This window comes from Sulfurimonas sp. (genome assembly GCF_018698455.1).
Lineage (GTDB): Bacteria > Campylobacterota > Campylobacteria > Campylobacterales > Sulfurimonadaceae > Sulfurimonas.
The window spans coordinates 17,319-31,272 of record NZ_JABIOQ010000050.1 but is presented as its reverse complement, the minus strand read 5'-3'; the positions used below and the strand labels follow the sequence as shown (position 1 = coordinate 31,272).

Genomic DNA, 13,954 nt, shown 5'->3' with positions numbered 1-13,954 from the left:
TTTTCAAATGAGTAAAAAATTAACTATATCCTCCATAAAAAAATCAAAAGGTCAAAAACCTTTAGTTATGATAACTGCCTATGATGCATTATTTGCTAAGCTATTATCGGTGAGTGCAGATATGATTTTAGTAGGAGATTCATTAAATATGAGTTTTGCAGGTAAAAGTGATACTATCAGTGCTACTTTAGAACAGATGATTTATCATACAAACGCAGTATGCTCAGGTGCTCCAGAGAGTTTTATTATTTGCGATATGCCTTTTGGAACTTATATCAACAAAGAAGAAGCTTTAAAAAACTCAATAGCAGTTTTTCAAAAGACTCAAGCAGATTGTGTAAAAGTGGAGGGTGGCGAAGACAAAGCACATATAGTAAAATATTTGACTGATAATGCTATAGCTGTATGTGGACATATAGGACTTTTACCACAGTCCGTTCGTAGTGAAGGTGGGTATAAAGTTAAAGGTAAGACAGAAGAAGAGAAAGAAAGTCTTATTAAAGATGCAAAAGCTATAGAAAATGCTGGAGCATTTTGTATGGTTATTGAAGGTGTAAAGGCTGAAGTTGCTAAAGAAGTTGCTTCTTCAGTAAGTATTCCTGTAATAGGCATAGGGGCTGGGAAAGATGTAGACGGACAAGTTCTTGTTTTCTCTGATATGTTAGGACTTTTTGAAGAATTTACACCGAAGTTTGTCAAAAAATATATGGATGGTGCGACTTTAGTTAGAAGTGCTTTATCTCACTATGCAGAGGAAGTTGTTAATGGAGACTTTCCAAAAGAGGAACACACCTACTAATGGAAAGAATTGTTGAGATAGAAACTTTTGATATAGAAGAACAAACCACTGAAGTAACACTTCGACCTGATGCTTGGAGTGAGTACATAGGGCAAGAACATATTAAAAAAAATCTGGGTGTTTTTATAGAAGCTTCTATTAAACGCAATGAAGCACTTGATCATGTCCTTTTTTATGGTCCTCCTGGACTTGGTAAAACTACACTTGCTCTTATCATTGCAAATGAGATGAATACAAACATAAAAGTAACAGCTGCCCCTATGATAGAAAAAAGTGGTGATTTAGCCGCTATTCTTACAAACCTAGAAGAGGGTGATATACTTTTTATAGATGAGATTCATCGTCTGAGTCCTGCAGTTGAAGAGATACTTTACTCCTCTATGGAAGACTATCGCATAGATATTATTATAGGAAGTGGTCCTGCCGCACAAACAGTAAAAATAGACCTTCCTCGTTTTACACTTATAGGAGCTACAACTCGTGCAGGAATGCTTTCAAATCCACTTCGAGATAGATTTGGTATGAGTTTTAGAATGCAGTTTTATTCTTCAGAAGAATTAGCAGTAATTGTTGTACAGGCATCTAATAAACTAGAAAAAAAGATAGCAAAAGAAGCAGCTGTAGAAATCTCTAAACGCAGTCGTGGAACACCTCGTATAGCTCTGCGTTTGTTACGACGTGTGAGAGATTTTGCCGAGGTAGCTAACGAAGAAAATATAAATCATAAAAGAACATCGTATGCACTTAATGAACTTGGAATAAACTCACATGGTTTTGATGAAATGGATATACGTTTACTTAACCTTTTAGTCGCTGCAAAAGGACGAGCTATGGGATTAAGTTCCATAGCTGCATCACTTAGTGAGGATGAAGGAACGGTTGAAGATGTACTTGAGCCTTACTTAATAGCTAATGGTTACCTTGAGAGAACAGCAAAGGGAAGACGTGCAACACGGGCTACTTATGATGTTTTAAATATAGACTATGTAAATTCAGACGGGACAATTTTTTAATGAAACCACAATTTTTAATAGCAATACTTTTTGCCACTTCACTTTATTGGATGTATTTACTATATACACCATTTCTATTAGTTATCACAATAGCAGCACTTCTTGCTATATCTACTTCAAATATCCAAAACTACTTAGAAGGTGTCCTTGGAAATAGATTCACAGCAGCACTTAGCTCTAGTTTTCTTTTAGCGGTACTCTTTTTTGCTCCACTCGGGTATTTTTTGGCCACGTTAACCATAGAACTAAACAGTATATCTCCAGAAATGATAAAAAAAATAGAAATAACTATTCAAAGTTTTATAGCTACTCCTCCAGAATATTTACAATTTTTAAAGCCTTTTTTCGCTAATGCACTTCATGATGTCAATATGACTACATTGAGTCAAAATGCACTAGAAATTGCTGGTGTTATAGGTTCATTTAGTGCTGGATTTGTTAAAAACGCTTTTTTAGTCATCATCTTTTACTTCTTTTCCCAATACAATGGAGATACAATCATTGGCTACCTAAAACGTGTAGTACAGATGTCGGTAGAAGAGAGTACTATCTTAGCAAAAGAACTCTCTTCAGTTATGAGTGTTGTTTTTTACTCTATTATTACCACTGCAATGTTTGAGGGTTTTTTATTTGGAATAGTGATTTCTCTTATGGGTTATAACGGTCTTTTATTTGGAATTATGTATGGATTTGCTTCTCTTATTCCAGTTGTTGGAGGTACTTTAATGTGGCTTCCATTTATGATTTATGAGTTTTCCATTGGAGAAACAACAAATGCTATCTTCATAGCTGTATATTCTATAGTTGTTATTTCTATAATAGCAGATACTTTTATAAAGCCAATGATTATAAAATGGATAAACCAATGTTTACTCGAGGATGATGATGCAAAGATGAATGAGCTTGTTATATTCTTTGCAATTCTAGCGGGACTTGCCACTTTTGGGTTCTGGGGAATGATTTTAGGACCTGCAATTACTGCATTTTTTCTTACAATTTTAAAATTATTTGAAGCTCGTTCTCTTGAGTGTAAAGAGAAAGAGTAGTTCTAAAAATGCTTTGAAATGGCATTCCTCACAAGTAAAAATGCTTTGAAATGGCATTCCTCACAAGTAAAAATGCTTTGAAATTACATTTCTTATGAGTATATCTCTGGATACTCATTTTTAAAACGTCTATGTAACCAAAACCAAAACTTTGGTTCTTTAGTGATAAGGTCTGATAACCAATCTGCCTGAAGTTGTGTCGCGTTTAGAATGTCTTTCTTCTCATCATCTGTTTTTTCTACAGGAATTTCATCATATATCATGAGTGTATAGTTGTCTTCATCGTCAGTACGTATTGTCACTGGTACTATAGCTGCATTGAATTTTCTAGCGAGATATGCTGGAGAATAGGTCTGATTTATAGTCTTACCCATAAACTGAACTTTTACTCCTTCTTTAGGACTGATATTTGTATCAATAAGAATCCCACTCGCTTTACCTTGTTTGATAAGTTTGATAAGAGGTTTTACTACACCACTTTTTTCAAGGTTAGTATTTCCAAATCGTGCACGACCTTCTAGTAGCCATTCTTCATACACACGATTTTTCATTCTTTTATAAACAGCTCCAAGAGGTTCTACAAAGGCACCAAGCGAAGCACCACCTAGCTCCCAAGAAGAGTAATGGCTAGTTACATATATAACAGCTCTGCCATCGGCATGTATTTTGTCAACAATTTCTCTATTTGTAACTGTTGTTTTTTTTTCTAACTCTTTTAAAGACATATTCCTTAGTTCCATAACATGGAGAAAGTTAAGAAGAAGATTTTTGAAACTATACTTTACGATGGATTCTTTTTCTTCATCACTCATTGTCTTATCAAATAAAAAATCTAAATTATCCCTTGCAACTTTACGGTATCTAGCTGAGCTCATGTAGCCTATATTGGCCAAGAGTACAAAAAAAGCTTTTCTAAAACTTTTTGGAAGAACCATTAAAATAACCTCTAGCAAGAGTAAAAGTTTATATCCCATATAGAAGCCTTTTGGCTTTTTTAAGAACATCTGTATAAGCGATATCTTTAATTGAAAAATCATTTTTATCAATTTTTAAAATATTTACAACTGAAGAGGATTTGATACCAATATTTTGTGGTGTTTCACAAATCATTCGGCTAGTTGTTGGACCTAGAAGGGTAATAGAAGGTATGTTTTGAGCCCAAGCCATATGTGTCGGTCCAGTATCATTTCCTATGAGTAAATCCATAGAAGAGATAAAAGAGACAAGTTCATTAAGAGCTAGTTTTGGTGCGATAGTAGCAAAATCAGAGTGTGCACAAATCCACTCAGCATTTACTCTTTCGACATCATTTCCCCAAATTATATGACAGTTCTCTTTTAAATCATTACAGATGTTTACAAGAAGTTCTTTGGGATATATTTTAGATTCCCAAGATGCACCGACAATAAATGCGATGTTCTTTTTATCATTAGGTGTTTCAAATGTTTTTGTAATCTCAAAAATAGGCTCTTTTTCTAAAATCATCTGCTCGTTTATTTCAAATGAAAGAGCCCCAGCTACTAAAGTTGTATTGCGTTTGATAACATTTTCTTCATATGGAATGTTAATTGTTTTTGTATATAAAAGAGATGCTAAAGGTTCTCTTATGGAATGTTTATCAAACCCATAAGTGTTTTTACCCAGTAGTTTAGAAACGATAGAAGACTTTATAAGTCCTTGCATATCAATAATAATATCATATGGACCAAATGAAGAAATGTCTTGTAGTACTTCTCGTAGTAGCTTAATACTCTTATCTTTTTTTAGTTTTTTAATATTGAGTGTTTTAACATTAGTAAGGTATTTATGATTTACTAATAGAGGTGAGAAAACTTCTTCTACTATCCAATCAATCTCGCACAAAGGATATTTTTTGTGTATGAACTGTAAAACTATAGCACTGTTAACTATATCACCAAGAGCAGAGAGTCTAACAATGGCAATTTTTTTAATATCTTTATTCATTGATGACATTATATCTTATAAAATTAACTGCTAATTTTATCTTGTTGCTATATTCCTTATTTGTACGATATAATTTGATTATATATTAATTAAGGTGAAGCTTATGTTACCAGCAGACATACAGAAATTTTCAGAAGGTCGTACTAAGGCAAGAGCATATTTTTGTTATCTTTTTTCTAAAAATATTCCAAATGGACTCCCTTCTCTTAGTCAAGAGATGATAATACCGCGTTTATTAAAGATAAAAGGCGATTTAGAGAGTTGTGATGGCGTCTATCTTCTTGATAATAAAGGTGTACAAGTTTCGTCAACTTATACGGCTACACAAGAGATAAAGCAAGATATAGGCAGAATACGAGCGGATCGTGCATACTATTATAGAGCTGTGAGAGAAGAGAGATGTACTATAACGGATCCATATCCATCTCTGATAACAAGAAATTTAACAGTTACTGCATCTGTACCTATTTTTGATGACAATGGAACCTTATTATTTGTTGCATGTTTGGATATGCCACTTGGCGAGGTAGCAAAAGTATCCCATCTTAACAGAAGTGATACATTTTTCTCTAAACTTTTTAAATACTCTTATGCAGTTTTTGCTTTTGCTCTTTTTGCTGTTGCATTATTGCTGTTTATAAATGGTGTACAGAGCTTTTTTGTAAAAGAAATTAGTGTTTCTCATATAGCGATTGACGCAATGTTTAAAGCGACAATTTTATTAACCCTTTCTCTGGCCATATTTGATTTAGTTAAGACACTTATTGAAGAAGAAGTGCTAGGACAGGCAAAAGAGCAACAAGTCACTGGAACACATAAAACAATGGTGAAATTTTTAGGATCGATTATTATTGCACTATCTATAGAAGCACTTATGCTCGTCTTTAAGTTTGCGATTACCGATCCAAATCACCTTCTTAATGCTATGTATATCATCGGAGGAGTAGCGATGCTCCTAGTAAGTTTGGCGATTTATATACATTTTACAAAAACTAAAAATAATAGAGAGATTTAATGATAGCTATCGTTGACTATAACATGGGAAATTTAGCGAGTGTACAAAATGCTTTTACAAAGCTTGGCTGTGAAACAGTTGTAGAAAGTGATCCAAGTAAGTTCCAAGATTATGAGAAGCTGATTTTACCTGGTGTAGGTGCCTTTGGCGATGCTATGGAACACCTTCGTGAGCGAAATATGATAGAACCTTTAAAAGAGTATGCTTCAAGTGGAAAGTACATGTTAGGTATCTGTCTTGGTATGCAACTACTTTTTGAATCTTCAGAGGAGTTTGGAGAGAATGAAGGCCTAGGACTTATAAAAGGTCATGTAAAAGCATTTGATACTAGTGAGTTTGATGAGCCTTTAAAAGTGCCACATATGGGATGGAATAGAATGTTTACTAAAGAGCATCCACTTTTTGTGAATTTAGATGAGGAACACTATTTATACTTTGTTCATACATATCATGTAACATGCAGTGACAAGAACGATATCATAGGACAAACTAACTATGGCTACGAGTTTACTTCGGCAGTAGCACATGATAACATTATGGGGATTCAGCCTCATCCAGAAAAAAGCCATGAAAATGGTCTTAAAATACTCAAAAATTTTATTAATTTATAAACAAGGATAGTTACAAATATGACACTTTACCCAGCGATAGATTTAAAAGATGGAAAAGCGGTACGCCTGACAAAAGGGCTTATGGATAGTGCAAAGATTTACTCAGATGAGCCATGGTCTTTGGTGAAAAAGTTTGAAGAAATGGGTGCGGAGTGGGTGCATTTAGTAGATCTAAATGGTGCATTCGCAGGTGAGCCTAAAAATTTAGATGAGATAATAAAAATACGAGAAAATTGTAATGTGAAACTAGAACTTGGCGGTGGTATTCGTGATGAAACTACAATTGTAAAGATGTTAAAAATAGGAATAGATAGAATTATTTTAGGATCAATCGCTGTTAAAAATCCACAGTTTGTTAGAGATATGGCAGCAAAGTATCCTATAGCTGTTGGAATTGATGCAATTGATGGTTATGTTGCGGTTGAGGGTTGGGGTGAGGTTTCTACAATGAAAGCAACAGACCTAGCTAAAGAGTTCGCTGATGCAGGTGTTGAAGCTATAATTTGTACGGATGTTGGTCAAGATGGTACTCTAGCGGGAGTAAATGTTCAATTTACATTAGATATAGCACGTGCAAGTGGTGTAAGTACAATTGCAAGTGGTGGTGTCAAAGATGAAGAAGATATAAAAAAGCTTATAGAGACTAAAGAAATTGATGGTGTTATCATTGGTAAAGCATATTATGAGGAAAGACTAGACCTTCCAAAGATGTTTAAATTACTTGATTAATAATAAAATAAAGAACTTTTAGGTACTATTAGGTTACAAAAATTTGCAAATTATATTTAGAAAGGATTTCAATTGAAATTACTTGTGGTTGATGATAGTTCTACAATGCGTCGTATTATAAAAAACACTCTAGCTCGTCTTGGATACAAAGATATTATTGAAGGTGCTGACGGAGTTGAAGGTTGGGACCAGATTAACACTAATCCAGATGTTGATATGTTGATTACAGACTGGAATATGCCGGAAATGAATGGTCTTGAACTTGTTCAAAAAGTACGTGCTGATGATCGCTTTAGTGACATGCCGATTATTATGGTTACAACGGAGGGTGGAAAGGCTGAAGTTATTACAGCTCTTAAAGCCGGGGTAAATAATTATATAGTTAAGCCATTCACGCCACAAGTTTTAAAAGAAAAACTTGGTGCTGTAATGGGTGTCTCGGAGGAGTAATGCAAGCGCATTATTTCGAGTTAGTAGTTACAGTTTCTTCTCACAATTCTCTTTTTTCAGACTTTTTATTAGATACAATACCCATAGGCTTTGAAGAAACTGATAGCGGTTTTATTATTAGAAGTGAAGATGAACTTGACACTATAATATGGGGACTAGAACAGTTTTGTGAAGCCTTGGAAAAAGCACTTAAAATAGATATAGAGCTTGAATGTGTACAAAGTAAATTACAGAATAACGACTGGGTTAAATCCTACCAGGAAAGTATAAAACCCCTAGCAATTGATCAGTTTTATATTCATCCAACTTGGGATGCACCACATAATAATCTTATTAACATAGCTATAGATCCAGCACTAGCATTTGGAACTGGACACCACCCAACAACAGCTTCTTCACTTCGAGCAGTTTCAAAGTATGTTGAAGAGGGTGACGATGTTTTAGATGTAGGCTGTGGCAGTGGTATACTAGGTATTGCCGCTATGAAATTAGGTGCAAAAGTAGATGCCTGTGATACAGATATTATATCAGTTGAAAACTCCATAGATAATGCAAAGTTAAATAACTTGCAATTTGGGAGTATTTGGGAAGGCTCCTCTTCTGTAGTAAATAAAAAATATGATGTTGTCGTAGCAAATATAGTGGCAGATGTTCTTACTTTTATCGCTAATAATTTAAAAAAAGCACTTAAAGAAGATGGCATACTAGTTCTTTCTGGTATTTTAGATAAGTATGAAAGTAAAGTGTTGAGTTTTTACAAAGATTGTGAAATTATAGAGAAAATAGCAGAAGATGAATGGGTGACATTTATTTTGAGAAAACAAAAATAATAAAAAAGAGATAATAAAGATATGCAAAACAAAGATAATAAAAACGATAATAATTTTTTTAATAAAAATCCACTCATAACATTTGCAATTTTTTCAGTTGTAATTATAATTGTATTTAAGATGATGGTTGGTGAGAGAGGGGCAAATAGCTCAGTTCTTGGAACAGCTTCAAAGGTTAAACAAGTAAGCTACTCAGAACTAAAAACACTTGTTAACTCTAGAAGTGTAGCTAAAGTTGAAATAGGGCAAAGTTATATAAAAGCAACATCGGCTGATGGCTTGAGTGTATATACAACTAGAATTGTTAAAGGTGATACAAAACTTGTTGAGGCCCTTGATAAAGCAGATATAGAGTATGAAGGATTTAGTGAGACAAACTGGTTTACTGAAATGTTTGGTTGGTTGTTTCCATTTCTTATAATTATTGCTATTTGGATGTTTTTTGCTGGACGTATGCAAAAAAATATGGGTGGCGGACTTTTAGGAATGGGCCAATCTAAAAAGATGGTAAATTCAGAAAAACCAAAAACAAAATTTGATGATGTGGCTGGAGTGGAAGAAGCAAAAGAAGAAGTTCAAGAAATAGTTGACTTTCTAAAGTATCCTGCTCGTTATGTAGAGATAGGTGCAAAAATTCCTAAAGGAGTACTTCTTGTTGGTTCTCCAGGGACAGGTAAAACTCTTCTTGCAAAAGCGGTAGCGGGAGAAGCAGAAGTTCCTTTCTTCTCAGTTACAGGTTCTTCTTTTATAGAGATGTTCGTTGGTGTTGGTGCTGCACGTGTACGTGATCTGTTTGAACAAGCAAAAAAAGATGCTCCAAGTATTATTTTTATAGATGAAATTGATGCTATTGGTAAGAGTCGTGCATCTGGTGCAAATATGGGTGGTAATGATGAGAGAGAACAAACTTTAAATCAACTCTTAGCTGAAATGGATGGTTTTGGTACAGATACTCCAATTATAATATTAGCAGCTACTAATAGACCGGAGATTTTAGACCAAGCACTACTAAGACCTGGACGTTTTGATAGACAGGTTCTTGTTGATAAACCAGACTTTGAGGGTCGTATTAAAATACTCAAAGTTCATATGCAAGGTGTTAAAATTGATGATGAAGTTGAGATTGATGAAATAGCTCGTTTAACAGCAGGGTTAGCTGGTGCAGACTTAGCAAATATTATTAATGAAGCAGCTCTTCTTGCAGGAAGAAAAAGTCAAAAAACTGTAAAACAAAAAGACCTTTTTGAATCAGTTGAACGTGCTATAGCAGGACTTGCAAAAAAATCTCGTCGTATAAATGTTAAAGAGAAAATGATAGTAGCATATCATGAGAGTGGGCATGCTCTTCTTGCTGAGACTACTGTTGGCGCCAAAAGAGTATCTAAAGTATCTATAGTTCCACGTGGACTTGCAGCACTTGGTTATACATTAAACAAGCCAGAAGAAAATAGATTTATGATGCAACGCCATGAATTATGGGCGGAAGTAGATGTATTACTAGGTGGACGAGCAGCAGAAGAAGTCTTTATAGGAGAAATATCGACTGGTGCAGGAAATGATCTCGAACGTGCAACAGATATTATAAAGTCAATGGTTCAAACATATGGTATGAGTGATATTGCTGGGCTAATGGTTTTAGAAAAGAGTAGACAGTCATTTTTAGGAGGAGGGCAACAAGCTTCTCGTGAATATAGTGAAAAAATGGCTGAAGATATGGATACATTTATTAAAAATTCATTAGATGATAGATACAAGGCCGTTCTTGATAGATTAGAAGAGTATAGAGATGCAATAGAAGGTATAGTTGCACTATTGTACAAAAAAGAGAATATTTCAGGCGATGATGTACGAGACATTATTTTAGACTTTGAAAAAGAAAATAATATGGAAAGTAAACTAGTTGAAACTATTGATGAAATAAGTGAAGAATTAAAAGTTGATGCTTCAATGAGTGATACAAAAGAGAAGTAATGGCCAATAATAATCTTTTTATATTATACAAAGATGGTTGGAAATATATAAGTATATCTATTAGTATAAGTATTGTATTATCTATTTTTTCTTTACATACACTAGCATTTATTTCTTTATTATTAACAGGAATATTTATTTTTATATTTAGAAATCCTGAGCGTTTATTTCCAGTATTTGAGTCATCTTCTCTTGTCTCCCCAGTTGATGGCGTTGTACTTTCTATTGAAGAAATAGATAACTCAGAGTTTGCATATAGGCTTAAAATTGATAGTACAATCTTTGATGTAGGAATTTTAAGAGTACCTATGAGTGCAAAAGTAGAATCATTACATTACACAAAAGGTACAAAAGTAGCAACAAAAAGTACACTTCACTCAGATTTGAATGAGGCTATTTATCTAACATTTGTAAATAATAATGCTGATAGAGTTAAGGTTATCCATAGATTAAAAGAGAGTTTTATCCCTCTATTTATTGATATAAAAGCATCTCAAGAAGTGTACCAAACAACTAGGTATGGATTTGTAAATAACACAATGACAACACTATATATCCCAAATAACTTTAGATTAAATGTAAGTGTAGGAAGTGATTTAAAAGCTTCTGAAAGTCTACTTGGTTATTTCTCTTAATCTATTAAAGAGTAACTCTTTTGTATTAATATCAAAGTCAAAATAATCTGATATAAATCCATCTTTTTTAATCTTTGCTAGCTGAATACTTGCACCTTCATTATTTTTAATTTCCATATATAAAAGTGCTAAAGCATATCTACTCTCATAAAAGTTACCATTCTTTAGTTTAGACAGTTCTAAAAGTGCAATTGCATTCTCATGGTGCCCAGCCGCAGTAGAAGCAACTGCTCCTAAAAACAGTGTGTCAGAGTCTTGAGTTTTCAACTCATCTATTAAATTATTATAAATAGAGTAAGACTCTTCAAACTGTTGATCAAATAGTGAAGTTAATGCTAATGCACTCTCAATCTCATATGTAGGCTGACTTGTTGACTCTAGTACAGACTTTAATTGTTTTCTTAAATAATATAATTTTCCAATAATTAAATTTTGTTGAATATATAAAAAACGTGTAATAGTTGGCCCATAATACAAATCATTAAAGTGAAATTTCTGTTTCTTTAAATAAGCTAATACTGTTCTTGCATATTTTTTAGGTGTTAAATTTGAGAAGTGTGCATCTATATACATTAGGTGAGGTAATATGTCATCAGGAAGTAAAAGGGTAAGTTGCTCTGTTGATTTTTTCGCACTAGAATACCTTTTAAGATTTAAGGAAATAAGACTACTAATAACTAAGTACAAAGGTTTTTGTCTGTAACTATTATCTAACCAATCCACAGAAGAGATATAGTTATTTTGTGTAATATTTAAGAGGGCTGTATAGAGACTCTTTTCTTCGCTGTCAATTTCATCAGATAGAGAGTCATTTAGAATTGATGTTAGTTTTTTAGAATCTTTGTTAATCAGTTGACTTGTCATTACAGCATAAATACCGGCTAGGTAATTTTTAGCATCTAAATGGTACGATCTTAAAAAGTGTTCATTTGCTTTTTTATTATTTCCAAGTTGAGCATAAGTAAGTGCCAAATTATAATGTAAAATTGAGTGCTTTGGTTGCAATTTAATGAGAGCGATAAGGTCTTGATTTGCTTCCCTAATTTTAAGAGCAAGAGCTTTTTTTATAGCTCTTGTAATACCTAGATTTACATTAGATGCAGAAGAACTTGTTTTAAGATACTCCTGAGCATTCTGGATATTATCTATATAGATATTTGCATTTCCTTTTCGTATATAACTAATTGTTTGATTTGCATTAAAGACCTTATAGGGAGAAAAAGAGAATATTTTGTTATATGTTGTATTCTTAGAATTTGAATGCTTATCTCTATAGAGCTTTTGTGCTTTTGCTGCATCAAAAAGAGATTCTTTGAGTTTCACATTGATGGGGTAGTGAAGGTATACTTCATCTGGGTATGTATCTGTTATATTTTGAATTTGTTTGGATGCTGTCTTTAAGTTTCCTAGTTTGAGATTAATAAGGCCTATGGCAAGTTGCGCTTTTATTGGCTGAGTATTATATGTAACTGCTTTTTCTAAATACTCTAAAGCTAAGTGTAGATCACCAACCCTTGCATATAAAAGTCCTAGGCTGAAGTTCTCAACTCGGTCATGGTTCTTGTCCATAATCTCAATCGCTGCATAATCATTGTTAAATAGGGCATTAATAGTAGCACCAATATTTTGTTGTACTACTGGGTATTCATTAGATGTTGTGTTTTTTAGTGAGTTTAAAGCATTAAAATAATCTTGATTGTAGTAGTTTATGAGAGTATAGTAGTAAGAATATAAAGGTGAGTTGATCTCATGTGGAAGATAAGCATAGGCCAAGTCAATATAATAATGAAAGCTTTCTTTATCATTTAAGTGTAAAGAACATACTGCAGCATTTATTGCACTAACACAACGCTTCTCATCATTCTTTATTGCTTTTGAGAATGTTTTAACTGCCATTTTATATTGTTTATTTTTTAATTGGGCTACACCTAAGTTGTACTCTGAAATTGCTTGACTATATTGTGCAATATTTTCATACATAAAAAGGGCTTTATCTTTTGAGCCATTTGTGTAAAGGTAGTTTGCTTTAGCAATCATATTTTCAAGTTTACTTGGTTCAATAGTGGGAGTTGTTCTTTGCTTGAGTTTTTCATTTAAAAAGTTTATGTCCATCATTACTTCAGTTTTACTTGAAGTATTGAGAGCTAAAACTGTTATGATAATTATAAGAACTAATAAAAGTCCAAAAGAGAGTAAAAAGTTATTTTTTTTAGAGGGTTTTTTTTGCGATGTTTCATAATCAGAAGATAGTTGATCTGGTAAAGCATCACTATCTTCAATTATGATTATCTCTTCATCTATATCAGCCATATATCACCTTGCTAAATTTTTTTATAATTATAGCAATATTAATACCATTTAAGAGGGCTAGCGTATAAAGTATGTAATTCCAAAGGCAATACTAGAAGCCCCTATAAATCCGGCACCATACATAAATGAAGAAGCAAGTTTTATAACAGGCTGATATGTCCATTTTACAAGTAAAATAATCCAAGAACCAACTAGAGATGGTATAAAGGTATATGCGAGTATTTCTTGGATAGCAAACTCGTTAGGCAAAAACACTAGGTTAGCAATTACTAAATTGAAAATAAGAAGTAATACAAGATAGACAAGTAAGTAGCGTACTGTCTGGAACTGGCCAATGCATGCGGAAGCTTGAAGCTCTTGCGTAAATAGACCTTTCATGTCGGAAAAGTCAGCATCTTTTAAAGATTTTTCCTCACAAATAAAGAAAACGATCAGACCAAATGTAAGCCCTGCGGCCATCACTAATAACATAGTACCCATAATAAATCCTTTTATATTTTTAGATATAACAACAATTATATTGAATGAAATATAAATCTAAGTTGAAATTAAAAGCTTTTAGAAAAAAATTATGTAAATT

Annotated in this window: 14 protein-coding genes; 10 read left to right on the top strand and 4 right to left on the bottom strand. The window is 33.2% G+C overall.

What is annotated here, in order from left to right:
- The first annotated feature begins 7 nt into the window (after nucleotides 1-7).
- Genes panB through HOG88_RS06400 form a run of 3 tightly spaced genes read left to right on the top strand, consistent with a single transcriptional unit; the run spans nucleotide 8 to nucleotide 2,858 of the window.
- Nucleotides 8-799 (top strand): 3-methyl-2-oxobutanoate hydroxymethyltransferase, encoded by a 792-nt coding sequence (panB, locus tag HOG88_RS06410; RefSeq protein WP_295004391.1) that lies wholly within the window; start codon nucleotides 8-10, stop codon nucleotides 797-799.
- The gene (gene ruvB, locus HOG88_RS06405; protein WP_295004389.1) at nucleotides 799-1,812 is read left to right on the top strand and encodes a Holliday junction branch migration DNA helicase RuvB; all 1,014 of its coding nucleotides are present in this window, start codon (nucleotides 799-801) and stop codon (nucleotides 1,810-1,812) included. The genes panB and ruvB overlap by 1 nt, the downstream gene beginning before the upstream one ends.
- Entirely contained in the window at nucleotides 1,812-2,858 is a 1,047-nt protein-coding gene (locus HOG88_RS06400; protein WP_295004387.1) for an AI-2E family transporter, read from the top strand. Before ruvB ends, HOG88_RS06400 begins: the two co-directional genes overlap by 1 nt.
- A gap of 92 nt (nucleotides 2,859-2,950) precedes the next feature.
- On the opposite strand, the gene HOG88_RS06395 is transcribed toward HOG88_RS06400, so the two are convergent.
- Nucleotides 2,951-3,832, bottom strand: coding sequence for a lipid A biosynthesis lauroyl acyltransferase (locus tag HOG88_RS06395; RefSeq protein WP_295004385.1), 882 nt, complete (start codon nucleotides 3,830-3,832; stop codon nucleotides 2,951-2,953).
- Nucleotides 3,822-4,823 carry a lipopolysaccharide heptosyltransferase I gene (gene waaC, locus HOG88_RS06390; protein WP_295004383.1) on the bottom strand — a complete coding sequence of 334 codons (1,002 nt, stop codon included), beginning with the start codon at nucleotides 4,821-4,823 and terminating at the stop codon, nucleotides 3,822-3,824. The genes HOG88_RS06395 and waaC overlap by 11 nt, the downstream gene beginning before the upstream one ends.
- 103 nt (nucleotides 4,824-4,926) lie before the next feature.
- Between waaC and HOG88_RS06385 the strand changes: the two genes are divergently transcribed.
- From HOG88_RS06385 to HOG88_RS06355, 7 genes are all read left to right on the top strand, one after another.
- Nucleotides 4,927-5,838, top strand: coding sequence for a PDC sensor domain-containing protein (locus tag HOG88_RS06385; RefSeq protein ID WP_295004381.1), 912 nt, complete (start codon nucleotides 4,927-4,929; stop codon nucleotides 5,836-5,838).
- A complete protein-coding gene (gene hisH / locus HOG88_RS06380; protein ID WP_295004379.1) occupies nucleotides 5,838-6,449 on the top strand; it encodes an imidazole glycerol phosphate synthase subunit HisH in 612 nt (203 codons plus the stop codon). Before HOG88_RS06385 ends, hisH begins: the two co-directional genes overlap by 1 nt.
- Nucleotides 6,450-6,467: 18 nt before the next feature.
- Nucleotides 6,468-7,178 carry a 1-(5-phosphoribosyl)-5-[(5-phosphoribosylamino)methylideneamino]imidazole-4-carboxamide isomerase gene (gene hisA / locus HOG88_RS06375; RefSeq protein ID WP_295004377.1) on the top strand — a complete coding sequence of 237 codons (711 nt, stop codon included), beginning with the start codon at nucleotides 6,468-6,470 and terminating at the stop codon, nucleotides 7,176-7,178.
- Nucleotides 7,179-7,250: 72 nt separating this feature from the next.
- Nucleotides 7,251-7,628, top strand: a complete 378-nt coding sequence (locus HOG88_RS06370; protein ID WP_295004375.1) for a response regulator — start codon at nucleotides 7,251-7,253, stop codon at nucleotides 7,626-7,628.
- Complete coding sequence (locus tag HOG88_RS06365) at nucleotides 7,628-8,458, top strand: 50S ribosomal protein L11 methyltransferase (protein ID WP_295004373.1); 831 nt, start codon at nucleotides 7,628-7,630, stop codon at nucleotides 8,456-8,458. Before HOG88_RS06370 ends, HOG88_RS06365 begins: the two co-directional genes overlap by 1 nt.
- A gap of 21 nt (nucleotides 8,459-8,479) precedes the next feature.
- Nucleotides 8,480-10,429, top strand: coding sequence for an ATP-dependent zinc metalloprotease FtsH (gene ftsH, locus HOG88_RS06360; RefSeq protein ID WP_295004371.1), 1,950 nt, complete (start codon nucleotides 8,480-8,482; stop codon nucleotides 10,427-10,429).
- Nucleotides 10,429-11,064 (top strand): phosphatidylserine decarboxylase, encoded by a 636-nt coding sequence (locus HOG88_RS06355; RefSeq protein ID WP_295004369.1) that lies wholly within the window; start codon nucleotides 10,429-10,431, stop codon nucleotides 11,062-11,064. Before ftsH ends, HOG88_RS06355 begins: the two co-directional genes overlap by 1 nt.
- Here the strand turns inward: HOG88_RS06355 and HOG88_RS06350 are convergent.
- Nucleotides 11,044-13,374 (bottom strand): tetratricopeptide repeat protein, encoded by a 2,331-nt coding sequence (locus HOG88_RS06350; RefSeq protein ID WP_295004367.1) that lies wholly within the window; start codon nucleotides 13,372-13,374, stop codon nucleotides 11,044-11,046. The two genes, HOG88_RS06355 and HOG88_RS06350, sit on opposite strands and share 21 nt — an antisense overlap.
- Before the next feature lie 57 nt (nucleotides 13,375-13,431).
- Entirely contained in the window at nucleotides 13,432-13,854 is a 423-nt protein-coding gene (locus HOG88_RS06345) for a hypothetical protein (protein ID WP_295004365.1), read from the bottom strand.
- Nucleotides 13,855-13,954: the final 100 nt, after the last annotated feature.

Coding starts and splice junctions, on each gene's coding strand:
- HOG88_RS06400 (WP_295004387.1), top strand. CDS start 1,812: ATGAAACCACAATTTTTAATAGCAATACTTTTTGCCACTTCACTTTAT.
- hisA (WP_295004377.1), top strand. CDS start 6,468: ATGACACTTTACCCAGCGATAGATTTAAAAGATGGAAAAGCGGTACGC.
- HOG88_RS06350 (WP_295004367.1), bottom strand. CDS start 13,374: ATGGCTGATATAGATGAAGAGATAATCATAATTGAAGATAGTGATGCT.
- HOG88_RS06385 (WP_295004381.1), top strand. CDS start 4,927: ATGTTACCAGCAGACATACAGAAATTTTCAGAAGGTCGTACTAAGGCA.
- panB (WP_295004391.1), top strand. CDS start 8: ATGAGTAAAAAATTAACTATATCCTCCATAAAAAAATCAAAAGGTCAA.
- hisH (WP_295004379.1), top strand. CDS start 5,838: ATGATAGCTATCGTTGACTATAACATGGGAAATTTAGCGAGTGTACAA.
- HOG88_RS06355 (WP_295004369.1), top strand. CDS start 10,429: ATGGCCAATAATAATCTTTTTATATTATACAAAGATGGTTGGAAATAT.
- HOG88_RS06395 (WP_295004385.1), bottom strand. CDS start 3,832: ATGGGATATAAACTTTTACTCTTGCTAGAGGTTATTTTAATGGTTCTT.
- ruvB (WP_295004389.1), top strand. CDS start 799: ATGGAAAGAATTGTTGAGATAGAAACTTTTGATATAGAAGAACAAACC.
- waaC (WP_295004383.1), bottom strand. CDS start 4,823: ATGAATAAAGATATTAAAAAAATTGCCATTGTTAGACTCTCTGCTCTT.
- ftsH (WP_295004371.1), top strand. CDS start 8,480: ATGCAAAACAAAGATAATAAAAACGATAATAATTTTTTTAATAAAAAT.
- HOG88_RS06345 (WP_295004365.1), bottom strand. CDS start 13,854: ATGGGTACTATGTTATTAGTGATGGCCGCAGGGCTTACATTTGGTCTG.
- HOG88_RS06365 (WP_295004373.1), top strand. CDS start 7,628: ATGCAAGCGCATTATTTCGAGTTAGTAGTTACAGTTTCTTCTCACAAT.